This is a genomic window from Terriglobus saanensis SP1PR4, from assembly GCF_000179915.2.
In the GTDB taxonomy this organism is placed as follows: domain Bacteria; phylum Acidobacteriota; class Terriglobia; order Terriglobales; family Acidobacteriaceae; genus Terriglobus; species Terriglobus saanensis.
In genome coordinates this window covers 1,474,591-1,494,454 of sequence record NC_014963.1, presented here as the reverse complement: position 1 = coordinate 1,494,454, position 19,864 = coordinate 1,474,591, and the positions used below count along the sequence as shown (strand labels likewise).

Sequence of the window (19,864 nt, the reverse complement as noted above, 5' to 3'; positions counted from 1 at the left end):
GACCGAACCAGTTCGGCTTCGAGGGCAAAACGGAATTTAGGAGGGAAGAGAGACGGTGTAACAGAATGATGTGCTTCCCAGCATATGGAAGGTGAAACGCATTTCAATCTCAACACTTAGCGAATCGCAAAAGCAGAGATATTCGGAAGTTCTACCGACAAGAACAACAGCGGCAAACACACTGAAGCATGGACGGCGAGTCTGTTTCCAGGTTCGAGCCGTTTGAAAGAACAAAGATGTCCATCAAGTCCATTCATGAAAGTGTAACAGCCCCGCCAAAAACAAGCCTTTAGTCGTTGACCGTCACGACGAAGAGTTTCGTCGCATAAATTTATGCTCCACTACCAAAAGGGAGAGATCACGATGGAAATCAAACGTATCGGCTCGCAGCCTTCAGCCAAGGGACCTTCAGAGTGGTTTACAGGAACAGTACGCCTGGACCAGCCGTTCCAGGGGACCGAACCAGCACGTGTTGGAGGAGCCATCGTCACCTTCGAGCCCGGCGCACGCACGGCATGGCATACGCATCCGCTGGGCCAGACGCTCATCGTAACGGCGGGCTTCGGATGGGCTCAACGAGAGGGTGGACCCATCGAGGAGATTCGCCCCGGGGATGTGGTCTGGTTTTCTCCGGGTGAGAAGCACTGGCACGGAGCGACACCGACCACAGCGATCACGCACATCGCGATTGCGGAGAAGCTCGACGGGAAGGCCGTCGACTGGATGGAACATGTGACCGATGAGCAATACATGGCTTAGTACAAAACCTTGTGCGCAAATTATAACCAAAAGCACCGCTCATTCTAAGAATGAGCGGTGCTTTTTGCTTGAACGACTATTGCACTAGAAGGTGAGCTTCAGGCCAGCCTGCATAACGCGTGGAGCGACGCTGCCCACGGACGTGATGCGGCCATACGTTCCACTGGACGAGTTCGTATCTGGCAGGCCAAAGCTGGTGTGGTTGAACGCGTTGAAGAGCTCCCAACGGAACTGCAAGCGATAACGCTCGTGTGCACTCCAGTTCTTCATGACGGCGGCATCGCTGTAATTGATACCAGGGGCGCGAAGGATGTTGCGACCGCTGTTGCCGAAGGTGCCGGGCGCATTCTGCTGGAAGGCCGAGGTGGTGAAGTATTGATTCAGCCACTGTTCTTTGCTGCCCTGATGGGTTTGTACGGGAACGCCTGGAGTCGTATCCGCGCGATCCTGATACTGTAGGGCCCCGGAGTTGTTCGAACTGCCGCCGCCGGGGATACCGAACGGACGTCCCGACTGAAGCGTGTAGATCGCCGAAATCTCCCACTCACCAAGAGCACCACGCATCAGCGGATTCCAACCGCGCAGAGCGGGCGTAGTGTAGACACCGTTGGTCACCGAGACGAAGGGGAAGCTAAGATCGGAGACGCCGCGGTTGTAACCCACATCGTAGGGGTTCGCGAGCGCGGGGCTTCCGAAGGTCACATTTCCTGAAGAGCCAAGATCAATCGTCTTGGACCAGGTGAAGCTGGACTGGATCTGGAAGCCGTGAGACATGCGCTTTTCCATCTGCAGTTGAAGTGAGTGATAGTTGCTGGTGCCGAGGCTGGTCGTGGTCAACACCTGCCCGAACTCAGCATTCGGACGGACGCCGCGGACATTTGCTTGAATCTGGCCAGGATTGCTATCGATTGCAGTGGTCTGATGGTAAGACTCGCTGCCAACATAGGCCATATGCGCCACGAGAGAGTTTGTGAACTGCTGTTCGATGGAGAGATTCCAGCTTTGCGTCATGCCGAGTTTGAAGTTCGGCAAGAAGGTAGCGGGAACGGTCGTCTGACTTCCGAAATTAAAGTTGGATGGCGGTGGAGTCAGGCTGTACGCGAACGGAGGAAAGGGACTGACACCACCGGTGGGCGTAAAGGTGGCCCATGGGTTAGAAAACTGGATGTCCTGCGTGCTGCTGCCGTAGAAGGTGTAAGTCGGGCTGAAGGGGCTGATATCTGCAACGTGGTTGTAGATGGAATAGGGCAGCGGGGCCGTGAACATGCCGAAGCCTGCACGGATCGCCATCCTTGGAGTGGCCTGGAGAGCGACGGCGATACGCGGTTCGAAGTATCCGTAGCTGTTCCGCACCAGCGAATCTGGAACTCCGGGATCACCGGGGAAAAGAAGACCTGCGGGAGCGCCGGGGAACATCGTGCTCTGCTGCCCTGGAACCCAGACAGAGCCACGTCCAGCCTTGGACTTCGGTGCAAGATTTGGATCCCAGCGAAGCCCCGCTGTGATCGTCAGGTTTGGACGAAGACGGAACTGGTCCTGCACATAGGCACCGAGCAACGTTCCGGTGACATCTGCAATTTCGCCAGCACCCTGCTGGAAAGAACCGACCTTGCCAAGAAGGAAATCTGCGAGGCCGAAGCCCGTGTAGTAGCCATTGAAAGCAACGATGGGGTCTGAAGGATAGTAAGTCAACTCGCGCGCGGACTGCCGCCAGAGGTCAGCGCCAGCGGAGAGCGTGTGATTGCCGATCGTCTTTGTAAGGTAATCGGAGAAGCCGAAGGAGTGGCGCATCTCGCCCGTGTACTCGTTGTATGGTCCGGAAAATCCTCCGGTCACACTGAAGCCTTCGGTGTAACAGGTGCCAGGCACCTCCGTCACGTTGATGTACTTCGAGAGACAGAAGGCGTTACCAGAGGAGTCACGCTGCGTGCCGACGTTAAAGACGTGCATCTGATTCCAGAAGAGTGAGAGCGCATTCACTGTGCTGGGAGTGATCGTCCAGGTGTGGTTCAGCACTTCATTGAAGTACTTCCCCTGCTTGCCCGCGTTGACCGAAAGGATGTTACCCGGTGTCGCACCTTCTGAGCGGTTGTAATACTGGTTAAAACTGCGAATAGTCAGACGCTGGCGATCGTTGATCGTGTAGTCCAGTCGCCCGGTACCTTCGTCGAAGGTTTCTTTCGATGCGGGACTTTGGAAATAAATAAGACCACTCGCGGGATCCTGGCCGAGCGGCAAGGCAGTGGTTGCGATCTTGACCGACGCAGGATCGAAGAGAGTTGGGCTGACCTGATTTTTCTTGCCATTGATTGTCGTGAAGGGTCCGCCGAGCGTGGTGGGATAAGCGCTGAAGTCGCCATTCAACATGGCCTGGGTCGGCGTGTTGGCGCTGTTCGCCGTGGCAGTGGAGGTCTGGCGCGTTCCCTGGTAGTTGCCGAAGAGGAAGAGCTTGTTCTTCATGATGGGACCGCCCAGGAAGCCACCGAACTGGTTGCGCTTGAGCGGGTCGACCTGCTTGGAGAAGTAGTTCGCCGAATTCAACGCGCTGTTGCGGAGAAACTCAAAGGCTCCACCATGGAGAGAGTTGGTTCCGCTCTTGGTATCGATACTGACGATGGCGCCTGGAGAAAATCCGTAGTGCGCGTCGAAGTTATTCGAGATGACGCGGAATTCGCTTGTGGCATCGGCGTTCGGAGAGGGTGCTGCGAGAAGCATGTAGGTGTCCATGTTCGGCACGCCGTCGAGAAGATAGAGGGTGCTTCCCTGCCGTCCCCCGCCTGCGGAGGCACCGGATTCATTTGGAAAAGTGGTTTCTCCCTGCTGTGTTCCACCACCCGTGTTCAGGATGTTGACCGTACCCGGCGAGAGAAGAACCAGACTGGAAGGATCGCGTCCATTGAGCGGAAGCTCCCGGATCGCGCGTTCGCCTACCGTGTTGCTGACTTCTGCGTTCGTGGCGTTGATGAGGGCCGCGTCGGCGCTTACGTTGACGGTCTCCGACTCACTACCAATCTTCAGAGCAACATCCAGCGTTGCCTGCTGGCTGACCGTTAGAACAATGCCGGTTTGTTGAAATCCTTGAAAGCCCTTCTGCTCCACCTTTAGGGTGTAATTGCCCGGAGGGAGTGAGGGAAAACGATACAGCCCCGAGGTATTCGCGTCAGCGGGCAGCGACAAGTTCGTATCGACATTCGTCACGGTGACGTGGGCCGACGGGACAGCAGCACCCGCTGAGTCGACGATCGTTCCACTCAGCGTCGCGCTGCCTCCTTGCGCCAGAAGCGACGCCGCTCCTGAACTTACGAAAAAGAGAAGGAGCGTGATGCGAAGAACGCTGGAAAGACCCGTACGGCGAACGAAGTTGCGTGCGTGCGCACAGGTCCGGTGATTACATTTCATGTGTTGCCTCCAAAAGGTGACGCTTCTCCCGGATAGGTTTGTGGAAGCCCGGGAACGCCTCGTGATGCCAAATCCATGACAGAGGGACTCTAAGCTTCCACACGCACAACGCAAATCCGCCGAAAGTAGGAGTGGCGGAAGATTTTAGGAATTGCTGCTAATGCCTGGCGCTGATTCTTATCTCATACTGCGGTATGGCTCTAATACTCACGAGGCTTTCCGCGATGCCACCTTCGAAGTGAAGCTCTGAGGCCTTTTCCAGGTACATCGGATAGCGCTCCGGGAGAGGAAGTATGGAGAGATGAAACTCCTTTCCTTGGCCGCAGGTGTCCTCTCGAAGCTCACGTAGCCCTATCGTCCAGGGAAGACCATTCCAGAAATCATCATCCAGAAGACAATCTCCTCCATAGAGTCGGCCAACATCCCCCTGGTACCTAATCTGCAGAAGGACATCCGCGATATGGTCGCTCTTGAGAAGATCGGGGAGTTCTATCTTCCACATCGCAGCATGCTCGAATTCGGTGTCCTCTGGAGCGAGAGGAGTCGGTTTAGGACGCCACGAAAATGCGGGCCCAAACTCCCACGGAGAACGCTCCGTCGCCTGCCGAAGTGGAGTGACCTTCACGTCGAGAGGAATGTCAGGCAATGTCACGCCGTATCGCTGGAAGACGCCTTCCCTTCTCTTTGCGATGACCTTCGCTCCCGCTGCGGTCGGTACACCGTGGTCACCGAAGACGGCAAAGGGAATCTCGGCCTTGCCTAAAGACTGCAGCGTCCACGTACCCGAATCGGAGAAGAAGTCCGCCGGAGTCATGACCAGTACACCGGGGTCGTCAACGGCCCAGACCTGCTCTGCCTCGGCTTCCGGCAGAAGGACAAGGTGTACTCCGCCAGCAAGCTGCACTTCTGTTTCCCGGTTTGAATCCAAACGGAGTCGAACTCCGTCTGCCGTGTGAGTCAGAGTAATCTCTTTCGATATCTTCAGAAACTTCGTCCCAGCCGCAAACAGAAACTCCGAAGGCATGCCTGGGACAGAGAAGAAGAAATAGTACGTCTCTCCCTTGCGTTGCACACGCTTGAAGAGCTGCGCGGTGCTGTAGCGCAGGAGCGTGCCGTTCAGCGAATAGTTGAGAGGCCAGATTCCATAAGCCCCGGATGGCAGATCGATTGGAGTCTCTGGAACGCGAACCGTTCCAGAGGGCAACTTCACCTCGATTTGGAACTGTCGTCGTATCGGCATCTCCAGACCACGAACGTGATTGTTGAAGAAGATAAAGCCCTGCTCGCCCGAAGTACGCACAGAGACTCTGGGTACCGTCCCGTCCGCTGGATTTATAGGAGTCTCCTGCGGCTGGTGAGGCGTCATGGGAGCCAGCACGTCGCCAAAGTCATGCAGAAAATAGTGCACCAGTTTCAGCTTCCGCAAAGAGTCGCGCTCCTGTCCAAACTCGCCGAGCGGAGCCTGAAAGTCGTACGACTTTACAGGAACGTCCGTGGGATAACCGGTCTTCTGTGACTCTTGCAAGGTGATGCTGCCGCCGCTCGAATTGCGGCCTCCATGAAACATGTAATAGCCCAGCAGGTTCACGCCGCTGCCCAGCATCACTGGCGCCATCGCGGCCACATCGTCGGTGCTGAGAACGGGCCTGCGGAAGTACGTGTCCTGCGTTCCCGCTCCGACTTCGGCGGTTAGAAAGGGGGTGCCACGATAACTCTCGGCAGCACTCTGCCCCTTGCCACCAATCGCGCCCATGCTTCCCGCAATGCGATTCGCGAAGCGAAAGGCATAGACCTCGTTGGGCGGAAGCTTTTCCGCAGAGGCATCCCACGGAGCATCGGCGTAGCCGCCATAGACCGGCAGAACAGCGTCGAGAGGAATCGCAGCGCCATCCCATCCCGTCACGGTGTAGAGAGGCACATCGATGCCGGCAGCAATCGCCATCTGCTTCAGCGTGCGGATGTGTTCCTCGCCTACGGCTTTATTGGAGCCGCGATACTCGTTCTCGATCTGCGTTCCGACAACCGGACCGCCGTCTTTCCAGAGCAGGCCTTGCAACTGTTCACCGATCTCGGCATAGAAGCGTTGCACCTCCTGCAGGTAAGCGGGGTCGTTCGTTCGCACGACTCCCTTCTTCAGTAACCAGTCAGGGAAACCTCCGTTGCGAACCTCTGCATGCGCCCAGGGACCGATGCGCGGATACACATACATACCGTGCTGCTTGCACAGTTCCACGAAGTGACGAAGATCGCGTTGCCCCTTCCAGTCGAAAACGCCTTCCACCTGCTCATGGTGAATCCAGATCACATACGTGGAGATGATGTCGACGCCCGCCGCCTTCATCTTGAGGATCTCCTGCTCCCACTGCGGCTCTGGGAAGCGAGAGAAGTGGAACTCACCCATGACAGGCAGCCATGGCTTCCCGTTGAGGGTGAGATATTGCGAGTTCACGCCAATCTGGTCGCCTGCCGGATTACGAGAGCTGCCTAGTTTTGCCAGGACCGGTGCGGGGACGGGCGCGGGAGAGGATGCATCAATCATCACGCGATGACTACTCGACTGCGAACCCGCGGAGACGGACAACACAGCAGCTACACAGGCCATAACGAAGAGGCAAGACAGTTTCATTCGGATCCTCATGCCGCATCGTGAATTTCAAAACGCTGTTCCAGCGGAAGGAAGCGCACACGAAACTATAAGGAGAGAAGAGTACGGAACGAATCCGACGAAAGGAGGAGCGGTCTATAAATGCACTAAGCCACGCTTCAGACCTTCCACCACGGCCTGTGTCCGGTCTTCTACATTCAAGCGCATCAGAATCACGCTCACATGGGTCTTCACCGTGGTCTCCTTGATCTGCAACTCCTCGGCGATCTCACGATTGCTCTTGCCTGCGAAAAGAAGCTGCAGCACCTCCTGCTCGCGCTGGCTGAGGTTCGATCCAGGGACGCGAGAAGAGAGCGCTTCGGAGATTACCTGCGGGAGAAAGCGGTGTCCTGTGTGCACGCGATGCATCGCGCGAATCAAAGCATCATGCGGCATACCCTTGATGAGATAGCCTCGTGCGCCCGCCTCCATAGCCTGATGGATGTCTTCATCCCCTTCGTACGTTGTCAGCACAATGATGCGTGCGGAAGGCGATGCGGCGCAGATCACGCGAATGGCCTCGGCACCATTGCCATCGGGCAAACGGAGATCCATGAGCGTAATGTCAGGCAATAGCTTTGCGTGGAGACGAATCGCTTCGCTGGCGGTCCCAGCCTCACCCACCACTTGCATATTTCCCTGCGCGTTGATGATGGCAGCAATGCCGACGCGCATGATCGGATGATCATCCACAATCAGGACACGGATTGCTTTCGCTTCCTTCTCCACGCCTCAATCCTGCTTTCTGCGCTGCGGTCTGACAGAACGTTTGAGCGACAACGTGATACGTGTGCCCTCGCCCGGCACACTTACCAGATCGAACTCGCCGCCTGCTCGCCGCATCCGTTCGCGCATTCCGAGGATGCCATAGTGTCCCTCCTGCGCCAAATCGATAAATCCGGAGCCCTGATCGACGATGGCGATCACGGAGCTCTCTGCGGAGCTGCAAATAGTAATCTCGACGGCGCGCGCGCCACTATGCTGGACGGAGTTATAGACCGCCTCGCGCACGGTCATGAGAACTTCGTGCGAGATCGACGCGGGTACTTCGACTTGTTTCGAATCGCCGGTCACCGTCACGGTGTTGCCAGACTCGCGCATCGTTTGTTGGGCCACCGTCTGAATCGCGGCCACCAGATCAATCTCCGCCTCGCGTTCGTGACGGAGGTCCCATACCGCATCCCGTGCGTCATCAATGGTGCGGCGGGCCTGGTCACGAGCGACATCCAATAACTTTTTCTGCGCTGTCTGATTCGTTTCGGGAGTGATCGCGATGGCTTCCAGTAGTGCGGAGATCCCAGTGCACCCCTGGATCACCGTGTCGTGCATCTCGCGTGCAAGGCGATTACGCTCCTCCAGCACTGCAGCAAATCGTGTGCGGATTTGCGCGATCCGAATCTGATAGATCGTCCATCCCGCAGCAGCAAGCAAGAGCGCGCAGAGCGTATAGAACCACCACGTCTGGTAGAAGAAAGGTGCCTTCACTACAAGGATGCTGACTTCACTCGTCTTGTCCGGTTGTGCCACGTCGAATGCGACCAAACGAAAGCGATATCTCCCCGCTGGAAGATTCGTATAGAGCGCGGAGCGCGTGGATCCGGCGAGATTCCATTCGTGGTCGAAGTTCTCCAGCTTATAGCGGAAGCGGACCTCTTGTTGTGAGCGCAGAAAGATCGCTGAAAAGCCAAAGCCAAGGCGGCTTACACGCGCTGGCAAGTGGGCCTCGTCTGCGACCGCGATGCGATTGCCGTCTGCAACGATCTGCTCGAGAGCAGCCTGCGGACCAGGTGTCGAGGTCTGTGGCATGGAGACGATATGCGCAGCCCCGCGGTTCGTTGGAAACCAGACGCTGTTATCCGGAGCAACATAACCCGAGGGCTGTCGGCCACCATACATCTGTGCGTTCTCCGCACCGTAGGGCATGCGCAAAACTGTGACGCCCAGGGGATGATCGGACGGAGGAACACTTCGCTCCATCTCCAATTCCGTCGCCGAGGCGATGATATTCGGTCCCGTCATCCAGAACACACCACGCTTATCCTGCAGAATCTGGTAGAAGCTATTCGTCGGCAGCCCCTGGCCCATGGTGAACTGCTCAACCACATCTCCACGCACACGAAATAGGCCATGGTCGCGTGTCGCGAACCACAAGGTCCCTTTACGGTCTTCGAGGATAGACCAGGTTTTTTCCTGCGCGAGGGCGCGAGTTGCAGCGTTTTGCTGGAATCGCCCCGCCCGCCACATGCTGAGCCCACGCTCTGTGCCGATCCATACCTGGCCGTGCCGGTCCTCCATCAAACATCGCGTACTAAAATAAGCCAGGCCGTCCGCTGCGCCCAGCTTCTGTACTTTTTCGTCCTTCACACGGTTGATGCCTTCGTCCGTCGCCAGCCAGATTTCTCCGCTACGCGTTTCGAGGAAGCCGCGGATGAAGTTATTCGTCAGATCTTTGGGAGCGGAGTAATGGTTCACTTTGTTCTCTCCAAGACGAAACGCACCTTCTCCGTCGGTCCCAAGCCAGAGTGCACCGTCGCGAGCTCGGAAGACATTACGAATTTTGGCACTTCCCACTTCGTTGTAGTGAGTCCGGTTGGCCACGCTGTCATGAATGAGATACAAGCTCTGTGCAGCAACCCACAGATTTCCCCGTGCGTCACCGGAGATCGTCTCGAAGTCGGGATCGCTTCCCTCAGCTAGAGGAATCAGGTGAACAGGCGATTGCTGGAGACGGGCAAGCCCCGCTTGCGTCCCTACCCAGATCTGCTTCTGCGGATCCTCCAGAAGACTGAGAATCGTATTACTTGGGAGTAGTCCCTGAGACAGCGGCTGACTCAAACGCCCATTACTAAAACTCCACAGGCCCCGTCCAATGGTGCCGATCCATAGCGTGCCATCGCTCGCCTGTAATAGACTGCGCACCGTAGCATGAATGCCATGCACCGTATGGAACTGCCCATTTTCCAGCTGCTGCAAACCGCCGACGGTGCCTACCCAGATCGTTCCATTGTGATCCTCAACGATCGTCTTGACGCGGTTCTCGCTATACGCTCCGGGAAGTTCATACTGCTTTGCCGTCCCGTCGGGATTGATCGCCATGAGACGAGATCCGCCGACCCAGATACGGTGCTCACGATCTTCTGCGATGACATGCACGGCCACAGCCGGAATGCCGTTGCTTCGATCTACGCGCTGCAAACGTCCGTCATTCATTCTGAAGAGACCGTCATCCGTTCCAACCCAAAGGCGCTTCTGACTGTCCAGCAAAATACTGCGAACAAAGCCGTCGGTGAGCCCTTCCTCCACGGAGTAACTCTTCAAAGCGTTGCTGCGAATGCGCAGCAGACCGCCACCTTCCGTTCCGGCCCAGAGATCGCCATCACCATCGGCAACCAGGCAGAAGATACTATTCACGGGCAAAGGAGCAGACTGGCCAGCACCATAGGCCTGCATATGAAATCCATCGAACCGGACCAATCCCCCCGTCGACCCGAGCCACAGAACGCCGTCCTTCGCCACAGCAAGCGCCTGCACCGTGTCTTCCGGCAACCCGTCCGACACCCGCCAGAGGTCGCGTGTGAACTGAGGCCCACTTTGCATAGGCGATTGGGCCGCGCGCAGGCACTGCGCGAAAACAAGCAGTGTCCATACCAACCAAAGTGTCGTGAGGTTCCGAAAGACGATCATGCCAAGTCAAGTCTGCCTGTAAGCGACCTGATTGCGCCAGCCTATCGACTAACGCATCTGGTAATACCGCACTAAATCCGTCAGACTCGCATCAAGGGAGTGCCGCGGAACGAATCCTAGTTCCTCCAGTTTCGTCATCTTCGCCCAATGCCTTGGAACCCTATCCGTCCCAGTGCTCCCCGCCGAAGAACTCCATTCGCCCTGAAACCCAACCACGCGAATCAGCTTCTGCAAAACCTCACCAACCGAGGTCTCCACGCCCGAAGCGATGTTGTACACGTGATCGGCAACCCCAAGCTCAGCGAGGACGATGAGGGCGGAAGCAACATCTCGAGCATCCACAAAATCCCGGGTGGCCGCAACATCCCCCACCTCCAGTCGAGTTCCGCCGGAGGCCTTCAACGCCAGCAAGCGAGCCGCGAAATTCCCACACACATGTCGCTCGCTCTGTCCCGCTCCCACGATGTTGAAGATGCGTCCGACGACAACCGGCATCCCACTCGATCGTCCGGACAACCGAGCCATCTGTTCCGCGGCGAGCTTGGTGATCGCATACATATCGGCCGGATCGCAGAGACACGATTCGCTCAAGGGAAAGCTGCCGGGATCAATCCTTCCGTAAACTCCCCCGGTGGATCCGAGTACCACCTTGGGCTTTGCTCCTGGGATCGCTTCCACTGCAGACATCAAGGCGGCTGTACCCTCGATGTTGTTCGAAATCAGATCGGCAGGTGGATCGTTGCGCAGACCTGATGCGAGATGAAAGATGACATCCGGCCTGAACTCCTCCAGCGCCGCGAAGATCTTATCTTGGTCGAGGATGCTTATCTGCCTGTAGCAGAAGCGAGGATCGAGCGACCGATCCATCTCCTGTGGCAACTTCGCCAGCGCACCTCCAGAGAGCGCGTGGGAGAAGCAGCCATCGAGTCGGGGAGAGCGCCCCAGCCCGAGAACTTGCGCCTGTGCATCGCGCTCCAGGATTGCTGCCGTGAGATAGCGCCCAACGAATCCCTGTGCTCCAGTGATCAGATATCTCATCGCTTGTATACCTCGGCCATTTGATGGATACCTTGCTCTAAAGACGTCCGAGGTGTCCAGCCCAGTCCTTCCTGGGCACACCTGTTATCGGAGACGAGGCGGTAGATCTCGCTGGCTCCCGGTCTTTGCTCGCCCTCTTCTATGGCCTGTCCCGGACGATCGAATGCTGCAAGCACGAGTCTGCAGAGATCGGCGACGCTCGTGCCCCGCATGGTGCCGAGATTGAAGACCAACAAGTGGGCCGCCGGTTCGATCGAGCATGCTTTGACGACAGCATCGGCCACATCACTGACGAAGATGTAATCTCGCACAGGCCGTAGATTGCGGACCTTCACCTCTTCCCCGCGCGCAGTAGTCGCAAGCGCCTCGCAAAGCAACGCATGGGGAGAGGCTCCGGGTCCGTAGACGGAGAAGGGCCGCACGATGATCACATCCATCGCGAAGGCTGAGCTATATGCGCTCATCATGGCCTCCGCCCCGATCTTTGCCGCGGCGTAAGGAGAGCGTGCGTTCAAGGCATGCGTTTCAGCGACGTAGTCTGTCTCCGGTCTGCCATACACCTCGGCAGAGGACATATAGATCAGTCGCCTCACGCCTGCTTTGCGGCAAGCGTCCAGAACACAGATCGTTCCCTGGAGATGAACGCGCGCGCACTCTGCCGCGTTCTCGAACGATTCGGACACCGAGGGAGACCCCGCGAGATGCACGACGATGTCTACTCCCGAGGCGAGTCGCGCGAGCAGTGCACGATCACAGATGTCGCCGTATGCTTCATCGGATGAGAGCGCGTTTAGAGCCTCGTTCGAACCACTGGCCGGTTCGAGAAGCTTCCGCACGCCGAATCCTGCTTCGGTGAGCGCATGCGCGACATGACGTCCGATGAAGCCCGCAGCTCCGGTAACCAGCACCATGTCTCGGCTTTGCTCCTGCACGGAGCTCATGTGATTGGCTCACGGAACAACGCCGCCTTCTTCTCGGCAGGCGTCGAAGTGATCTCCAGAAAGCAACGTTCCACGGCGCGCGTGCAGCACTCCGGCGTGAGGGTTTCAAAGTAACGAAGAGAGGCTGCATGGCCGAGACACGTAGCGAACTCCGGGTCGTTGAGTAGACAAAGCAGGGCTTCGGCCAATGCAGCCGCATCTCCTGGCGGAACGACGATGCCGGTCTTTCCGTTCTCCACCACGTCAGGAATGCCTCCGACCGACGTCACTACTGCCGGCTTGCCGAGGGACATGCTTTCGATGATTGCGTTGGGCAGGGAGTCGAAGGTGGACGCATGGACATGCACGTCGATGATCTGCCAGACGTCCGCGATGCTTCCGGGATAAGATGCGATGCGCACGCGGTCGGCAATGCCAAGGTCCTTAGCCTGTATCCAGAGTTCATCAATATGAGCATCAAATCCACGCGAAAACCCTGCGCAAAGGATGTACATCTTCTCGTTTTCGGCCACCACCTGGACGGCGGCCTCAATTAAAAATCGGTGCCCTTTGAAGGGTGAAAGCCCGCTGACTTGTCCGATGATCGTGTTGGCGTTCGACGGAATGTCAAAGAACGCGAGGACCTCCTCCCGCGTCTTCTTGGGCGGTTCCAGGCGAACACCATTCGGGATGTAGAAGATCGGCGCATGCACCCGTGGCATTACCGCTTCGAAGTCATGGACGCGGGCCTGTGAATCCGTGATCAACGCAGCGATCAAGTGCAGGCACAGAATCCTAAAGGGCTGGAGCAGGGGCTTCGGAGGGATGGTCTGCACGTGATAAAGCGTAACCACGACCGGTACACGTGCAGAGACCGCAGCCGCGACCGCGATCAGAAGCGATCCATCCATGTGAGCGTCCACGACATCGATCTCTCGTTCACGAATGAAGCGACGCAGGTGAACCGCCGCGCGCACCAGAGCGATCAACGTACTGACCACCTGGAGAGGGCGCGACTGGAACCGCTTCTTCGGTCGCGTCAGCCTCAGATCGACCACGTCGATGCCCGCACTCTCAAACTCGGGATGCAGGCTTCCCCACTTGGCTTCCGCGATTGGATCGCGTGAGAAGAAGGTCCCAACGGTCAGATCGAATTTGCTGCGATCAATCGTTCTCGCAAGATTGAGCACGCGGTTTTCGCCTCCGCCGAGGCCGAGGTCAGGAACCAACGAGAGCACTTTGATGCGTCGATCATGCATGTGCGTTCCTGCGGAACTCAGCTCCGGGCCACAAGTCGCCTCGATCTTCCAGCAATACGTGGGCGCGCCCAAGAGCTTCCTCGTCGTTCACATCAATCCATCGGCTGTTATGCCGAAAGGCAGCTACTCTCTCGCGGCTTGCAATCAGAGTCCGTATTAAGTCGGGCACATCCGTTCGGGATTTTAGCGCCATCGAGTCGATCGCACGGCGTGAGAAGACGCAGGTGCCGCTTGAGATCTGTACGAAGATATCGGGCTTTTCCTCATAGGCAGTGACGTCGTCCTGCTTTGTCTCCAACCGGCCAAAGGGAATCTTGAATGGCTCGGCGTGCGTTGCGATCGTAGCGGCAGCACCGCGCCCGATATGAAATTCGACCATCCGTGCGAGCGGCAAGTCGGTGAGGTTATCGACATTGACCACAAGCACCGGATCAATTTCCGACGGCAAGCGAGTGACCGCACCGATCGTTCCAAGGGGAACATCTTCCACGATCGTCGTAAGCCGCGCCCCCGCCGAATGGGCCAGGTCCGTTCCGTACCCGCGAATCCATTCGCTCAGTTCGATCTCCCGGGCATTGACAGCGACAAAGATATTTCTTATCCCGTGGAAGAGAAGAGAGGAGATATTCCACTCAATCAGGGGAACGCCTTCCACCGTGCGCAGGCTCTTATGCGTGGCACAAATACGCCGCATCCTGGAGGAACGTCCCCCAGCCATCACCAATCCCGCGCAATGTGATTCGAACATCGATGTGTCTCCTAAGAAACGCGATGCAAGCACGAAGAACTATGTCTGCAACTCCAGCTCCCTTTCTTCGCTCATCGAGCGCCGTGCCGCATCGACCAAGAGTTGAGTACGCGCTGCTTCCTCCCAGTCGCATGCAACCTTCTCTCTGCTGCCGGACTCAACGGCTTCCAGAAAGACTCGCGTCTCGGTCAGGAAGACATTTTCATCCGAGGGTAGAGGCAGCGTGTTCGTCACCATGTTCGACGTCATCTGAAAGTCCCAGCCTGAAAGCTCTATGCCGCCCTTATCCGTAAAAAGGTGCAAGCCAATGTCCTTGACCGAGCTTTCGCATGAGTAAAAGATGGTTCCTAGAATGCCAGAGGAGAAGCGCAATGCGGAGGCCGATCCAAGAGGCTGAACCGCATGACTTCCGTTCAACGCCGCCAGTGAAGTGACCTCTTCCACCTCTCCACCCAGAAAGCGACAGAGGTCGAAGAGATGGGTTGCCTGCTCGTTCATGGGTCCGCCACTCGCACTTTCATCCAGCCACCAGGGGACTGTGTACTGCCTACATACCCAGTGTGCGGAGATGCCAAGCAAGCGGCAGTCCTCGAGCAATGCCTTCGCCTGCAGGATGGATGCACGGCATCGATTCATATAGCCAATGGCGTTCACGACTGGCGCGTCTGTCAGAGCAGCGAGCACTCGGTCTGAAGCCGCATGCGAGATTCCAATGGGCTTCTCCGCCAGGAAGGGAACCTTCGCCCGGATCGCGGCCAGTGCCTGTGCCTCACGGCAATGGGGCGGCGTGCAAAAGAAGACTGCGTCAACATCGGACCAGGGAAGGTCATCCTGCGTTGCGATTGCTTCCGCTCCGAACTCGAGCGCCATCTTCGCCGCGCGTTCGGCATCCGGATCGTAGACAAAGACCACGGTTGCCCCGGCCTCCTGGACGCAGCGCGCCCGTTCGTTCCCCATGCGGCCACAGCCAAAGATCGCTACTCTCAGTTCTGCCATAACTTTTCCCCCTCACTCGTCCTGCGCTCGAAAGGCTGCGAAAGAATGATGCTTGCAAGCTCATGCTCGCTCCCTGTCTTAACCCAGGGGTGAAGTGCCAGCGCGCTCGAAAGCGCCTCCTCCGTTCCTGCTAGAACGGCTTCGGCCGCGACGCGCTCATACCTTGCAAACGCATTCACCAGGTCCTCCACCTCATCTGTCGCCGGGGCTTTCGGAGGCACATAGGCCAGGGCACTCTTGCGTACGCGAAACGCTCTCTCCCGCACCTCCCCTGCATCGTCTGCCGAGGTGAGAAATATCGGTTGCCTCACTTCCCTCTTCAAATGGAAGAGGACCAGCGGAATCACCGCGAACTCGTACCAGTCCGCTCGCCTTTGGCTCAGCGCTTCGCGGATGACAGCCTCATCTCCGAAATGGAAGCACTCCAGCGCATGAGAAGCAATCTTGCCAAGCTCATGAGCCCGCGGGACCATTCGGTCGCGTTGTTCCTGCACAACCTCTTCCTGCTCGTAGTGGAGCCTGAGATACTTCAAAGGAAAAGCATTGAGCCGAGCGAGCAGTGCAGCCGAGGGAAAGTTTTTTGCGTCAGCCCGTTCTTGGTAGGTAGCGAGCAAATCCCGCTTCGCATGCAGGTTATAAAGATAGCCAAGGTGATTCACCCCGGTGTAGTCGAAAGTCATATCGTCCGGATCTTCCCCCGCAATCGAGCAGAGTGCCTTCAATGTGGTGTAAGGCAGTTCGCAGGTTGCGAGCAGGGGCCAACCGGAAAACTCAAGCGCCGCAAGGCGAACCAGCAGACCGCTTGGCGAGGTGAGCAATACGGTCTGTGCCTTCGGCGCATGCGCCTGAATCCTGCAGCAAATCTCTTTCAACTGGGGCCATGTCCGATACGCAGCCGAAAGCCCTCCAGGTCCCAGTCCCTCGTCTCCCGGTATGCCGAACTCGATAGGAAAAGCTTCGTCGAAGCCGCGCGCCTCATAGTTACCGATCCGGCTTTGGATCAGAATGAGATTGCTTCCTTCGATCGCCGCACGCCACTCACCCGGCCCATAGACCTCCACGTCGAAACAGCTTCCTTGCGACAGCAATCGGCAGGCACGCCCAACTGCCTCCAACCGGTCACGCTGGCGGCCTGCCAAACGGATCGTCAGCATCTCGTCCGGAACAAGGCGGGCCAATGCTTCAACGACAACAGGTGTACTCGGTGCACTGCCTCCCAGAATCGTGAAGATCATCGGCTTTGCTCCTTTGCCTGGAGGAAGGCTCCACATCCCATCAAGCAACATTCGCCGTGCAAATATCCAGCCTCCACCAATGTCGGAATTGCATCCTCGAGCACAGCATACTGGCTCATCTCGCCCATGAGATCTGTGAGCATCTGCAGATACAAGCTGCCCAGGGCCTGGGCGAACCCACCAATGATGAAGACCTTCTGCAAACCGACGCCGAGCACATTCGCCAGAAGCACACGCGCCAGCGGTCGTGTGCTTTCGCGGATCAGCCTCAGCGTCCAGTCATCTCCCGCCAGCGCCGCTGGGACGATGTGCTGCTCGTTGGTAAGAGTCTCCGTCGCTGCGCCCACTTGCGCATGGAGTATCGACTGCGAGAAATCCTGGGGAAACTCCCGCGCACGAATACGGGCCGCGCGTTCGATACCACGCCCGGAAGCGATCGCTCCCAGGTGGCCTCGTCCCCCGCAATCGCACATCGGAGCAGCTGGCCGGTCATCCACTACTACATGGCCTATCTCTCCCGCATACATCGGCTCGTCCATCACACCCGCAAAATGAGACCGGTCAAAAATCTTGGCACCTATCCCGCTGCTGACCGTCACCACCATGAATCGATCGGCAGCGGTCCGACCACTCAGATGCCATGCAGCAGCCGAAACATCGTTCAGCAGATGCACTCCCCTGCCTGTCTTCTGTTCCAGTTCCAGAGCCAGATCGCGAGGACCCGCGCCAGCACCAGTCACGGTGGGCGCCTGAACAATATGGCGGCCTTTCCGCACTGGCCCGGGAAACGACACCACGATCGGATCCGAAGCGGCCAGAAACTCCACGCTGGCGCGCTCATAGAGAAGCATGTGACGCACAATCACGTCCCACACATCAGAATGCCGCGATACCTGCTCCGAGTTCTGGAGACGGTAGCTTGCGGAGCGACTCAGGTTGTTTCCCTTCACCAAGGCGCCGCGCAGGTGAGTGCCCCCGAGATCAAATGCTAAGGCTTGGACCATCGCTTCTCTCCATTGGGTTTGGACTGGCTAGCCTTTCTGTTATGGCGAATCGCTGAAGATCGTTACATGCGCGGACGAGCTCTTCCACGCTCACATCCTGGAGAAACGCAACCGACCCCGCCGAACGCGGAACAACAAGGTTGAGCGCTCCGCCACGATGATCTCGGGCCTTCGACAACGCGATCATTAACCGCGAGGGCGATGGCATCTCTTCATGCCAGACAGGCAGGCTCAACGCATCCAACAATCGCGCCAACCGATCCAACACATCCGAATTGCAGAGACCGCAATTGGCGGCGATGGCGGTCGAGAGGAGCATGTCCAGACCGACCGCTTCACCGTGGCTTATTCTGAAATCGCTATCAATCTCGATGACTGGGCTGAACGTATGGCCGAAGTCCACGCGCCTAGCAAGATCGTCTTCAAACAGATTCGGCGCAAGCTCCTGCATCATGAGCAGTTCAGCCGTCTCGGCAATCCGCATCCCAACTTCCTTCGGTTCTTGAAAAGAAGAGAAGGTCAGGGTCGGGCCATGACGTTCAATCTCTTCGAAGAGAGGGCCATCGCAGAGGATCGCCATCTTGATCACCTCTGAAAATCCCGCCGCGATGTGACAGGCCGGCAGCGTCTTCAGAAACCCATAATCCAGCACGCAGGCGAGCGGAGGATAGAAAGAGCCCAGCACATTCTTCGTTCCGAAGGCGTTGACTGCCTGTTTCACTCCTACCGAGACGTCGACCAGACCAATGAGCGTCGTGGGAACACGGACATAGCGAACCCCTCGGCGCAAAATCGAAGCTGCAAAGCCCGCCACATCGAGCGTTACACCACCGCCCACAGCAACGATCAGGCCATCGCGGCGAAGGCCCGCACTGAGAGCCGCACGGCAGATATCCTCCGCCATCTTCACCGTCTTCTCGGCTTCCGTCCCAGCACAGACAAACTCGCCGATCATGTTCAGACGCTTTCGCCCATAGCACCGAATCGCACTCCCATGCATCGCCTCAATGACCTGGTCGATGACGAAGAAGACTGGACGGGAGCTAACGATGCGCTCCAGCGTGTCCTCGTTGAGATCGAAGGTCGCAAGGTTGGGACGGTAGAGATCGTAACTCGACGTATGGTTCGCCCGCATGCGCGTATGTCCGGATGCAACCTGCCACACGCCAGAGCCACGCTCAAAGTGGGTGGCAGCCCGCCTCGCACCTTCAACAATTGCTCCCGCGTTGTGCACCGATTCAATCTGAAGACCAGACGTCTCCGGAAAAAAATCCGGTGTGGTTACAAACGGCTCCGTCGAGTGAACCAGCATGAACCGGACTTCCAACATCTTCACCAGGCTGATCAGTTCTTCGAGCGTGGCGCCTGCAAGACGCTCTTCCCTCAACGAGCCATCGTGCCGCATGGCGAGGCTTGCCACCGGCCTCGCACCCATTTCCAGCACAAGAAACTTATCCCAGTTTGCTGGTGCGAGATAGGCGAGGGCTAGCGTACGGGTCAGAGGTACGATGAAGCCTGCACTGCCACGAGTGGGCTTCGCTTCTGAGTTCTCATGGGTGACTACCATCGTGCATTGTGCCGAAGATTGACCGAGGCGTCTCGCGACGTGCGAGGCAAACTCAATCAGACCCTGCGGTAAGGCATCCGCGTCAAGCCCCCTCATCGCGACTGGATCCTCTCCAAAACGGTGCGCCACCCAACCCGAAGCGGCCTGTTCGATCACCAGAGTGGATGTCTGCACGTTGCTATACCCGCACTTGGATGACAAGAATCTCAACGTCACCGCCCCTGTCGTTGATCAACTCATGCGACTCCCCATCCCGCACTACCGAAAGCGATCCCTTTGCAAGCCGTGCTTCGTAACCATTCACACGCATTAGAGGTTCGCCCGACACCACAAAATACATCTCTTCGTTGCCGACATGCTGATGCATTCCAATAGCTGACCCCGAAGGCACAATCGTGTAATCGACAAAGTCGATTGGAGCCTTGAAGTCGGTCTCTCGTAGCAGACGCCTGAAAGAGATCGGCCCTAGACCCCCATGCTCATTGCCCCGTTCGATGGCCGGTATAGCAAGGACAGAAGTAAAAGAGGCTTTCATCATGAAGAGGCCTTTCAAGTGAAGTGACCTAAATGTTGATTGCATTGAAGAGCTTCTTGCATGGTTCTTGCGAAAG

At 57.4% G+C, this 19,864-nt stretch carries 14 protein-coding genes; 1 reads left to right on the top strand and 13 read right to left on the bottom strand.

What is annotated here, in order from left to right; translation table 11 throughout:
* Window positions 1–363 precede the first annotated feature (363 nt).
* On the top strand, window positions 364–759 hold the full coding sequence (locus ACIPR4_RS06210) for a (R)-mandelonitrile lyase (RefSeq protein WP_013567801.1): 396 nt from the start codon (window positions 364–366) through the stop codon (window positions 757–759).
* Between the two features lie 84 nt (window positions 760–843).
* Here the strand turns inward: ACIPR4_RS06210 and ACIPR4_RS06205 are convergent, their stop codons facing one another.
* From ACIPR4_RS06205 to ACIPR4_RS06145, 13 genes are all read right to left on the bottom strand, one after another.
* On the bottom strand, window positions 844–4,158 hold the full coding sequence (locus ACIPR4_RS06205; RefSeq protein WP_013567800.1) for a TonB-dependent receptor: 3,315 nt from the start codon (window positions 4,156–4,158) through the stop codon (window positions 844–846).
* Window positions 4,159–4,315: 157 nt separating this feature from the next.
* Entirely contained in the window at window positions 4,316–6,784 is a 2,469-nt protein-coding gene (locus ACIPR4_RS06200; RefSeq protein ID WP_013567799.1) for a beta-galactosidase, read from the bottom strand.
* Window positions 6,785–6,898: 114 nt separating this feature from the next.
* Window positions 6,899–7,531: a response regulator gene (locus ACIPR4_RS06195; RefSeq protein ID WP_013567798.1), complete on the bottom strand. Its 633-nt coding sequence runs from the start codon at window positions 7,529–7,531 to the stop codon at window positions 6,899–6,901.
* Between the two features lie 3 nt (window positions 7,532–7,534).
* Window positions 7,535–10,486 carry a sensor histidine kinase gene (locus tag ACIPR4_RS06190; protein ID WP_013567797.1) on the bottom strand — a complete coding sequence of 984 codons (2,952 nt, stop codon included), beginning with the start codon at window positions 10,484–10,486 and terminating at the stop codon, window positions 7,535–7,537.
* A 48-nt stretch (window positions 10,487–10,534) separates the two neighbouring features.
* Window positions 10,535–11,524, bottom strand: a complete 990-nt coding sequence (locus ACIPR4_RS06185) for an NAD-dependent epimerase/dehydratase family protein (protein WP_013567796.1) — start codon at window positions 11,522–11,524, stop codon at window positions 10,535–10,537.
* Window positions 11,521–12,465: an NAD-dependent epimerase/dehydratase family protein gene (locus ACIPR4_RS06180; protein WP_041585952.1), complete on the bottom strand. Its 945-nt coding sequence runs from the start codon at window positions 12,463–12,465 to the stop codon at window positions 11,521–11,523. Before ACIPR4_RS06180 ends, ACIPR4_RS06185 begins: the two co-directional genes overlap by 4 nt.
* Entirely contained in the window at window positions 12,462–13,703 is a 1,242-nt protein-coding gene (locus ACIPR4_RS06175) for a glycosyltransferase (RefSeq protein ID WP_013567794.1), read from the bottom strand. The genes ACIPR4_RS06180 and ACIPR4_RS06175 overlap by 4 nt, the downstream gene beginning before the upstream one ends.
* Complete coding sequence (locus ACIPR4_RS06170) at window positions 13,696–14,451, bottom strand: sugar phosphate nucleotidyltransferase (RefSeq protein ID WP_013567793.1); 756 nt, start codon at window positions 14,449–14,451, stop codon at window positions 13,696–13,698. The genes ACIPR4_RS06175 and ACIPR4_RS06170 overlap by 8 nt, the downstream gene beginning before the upstream one ends.
* A 39-nt stretch (window positions 14,452–14,490) precedes the next feature.
* Window positions 14,491–15,447, bottom strand: a complete 957-nt coding sequence (locus ACIPR4_RS06165; protein ID WP_013567792.1) for a Gfo/Idh/MocA family protein — start codon at window positions 15,445–15,447, stop codon at window positions 14,491–14,493.
* The gene (locus tag ACIPR4_RS06160) at window positions 15,435–16,682 is read right to left on the bottom strand and encodes a family 4 glycosyl hydrolase (protein WP_013567791.1); all 1,248 of its coding nucleotides are present in this window, start codon (window positions 16,680–16,682) and stop codon (window positions 15,435–15,437) included. Before ACIPR4_RS06160 ends, ACIPR4_RS06165 begins: the two co-directional genes overlap by 13 nt.
* Window positions 16,679–17,686, bottom strand: coding sequence for an ROK family protein (locus tag ACIPR4_RS06155; protein WP_013567790.1), 1,008 nt, complete (start codon window positions 17,684–17,686; stop codon window positions 16,679–16,681). Before ACIPR4_RS06155 ends, ACIPR4_RS06160 begins: the two co-directional genes overlap by 4 nt.
* Window positions 17,664–19,427: a sedoheptulose 7-phosphate cyclase gene (locus ACIPR4_RS21525; RefSeq protein WP_049780784.1), complete on the bottom strand. Its 1,764-nt coding sequence runs from the start codon at window positions 19,425–19,427 to the stop codon at window positions 17,664–17,666. The genes ACIPR4_RS06155 and ACIPR4_RS21525 overlap by 23 nt, the downstream gene beginning before the upstream one ends.
* 4 nt (window positions 19,428–19,431) lie before the next feature.
* Window positions 19,432–19,791 carry a cupin domain-containing protein gene (locus tag ACIPR4_RS06145; RefSeq protein ID WP_049780783.1) on the bottom strand — a complete coding sequence of 120 codons (360 nt, stop codon included), beginning with the start codon at window positions 19,789–19,791 and terminating at the stop codon, window positions 19,432–19,434.
* Between the last annotated feature and the right edge of the window lie 73 nt (window positions 19,792–19,864).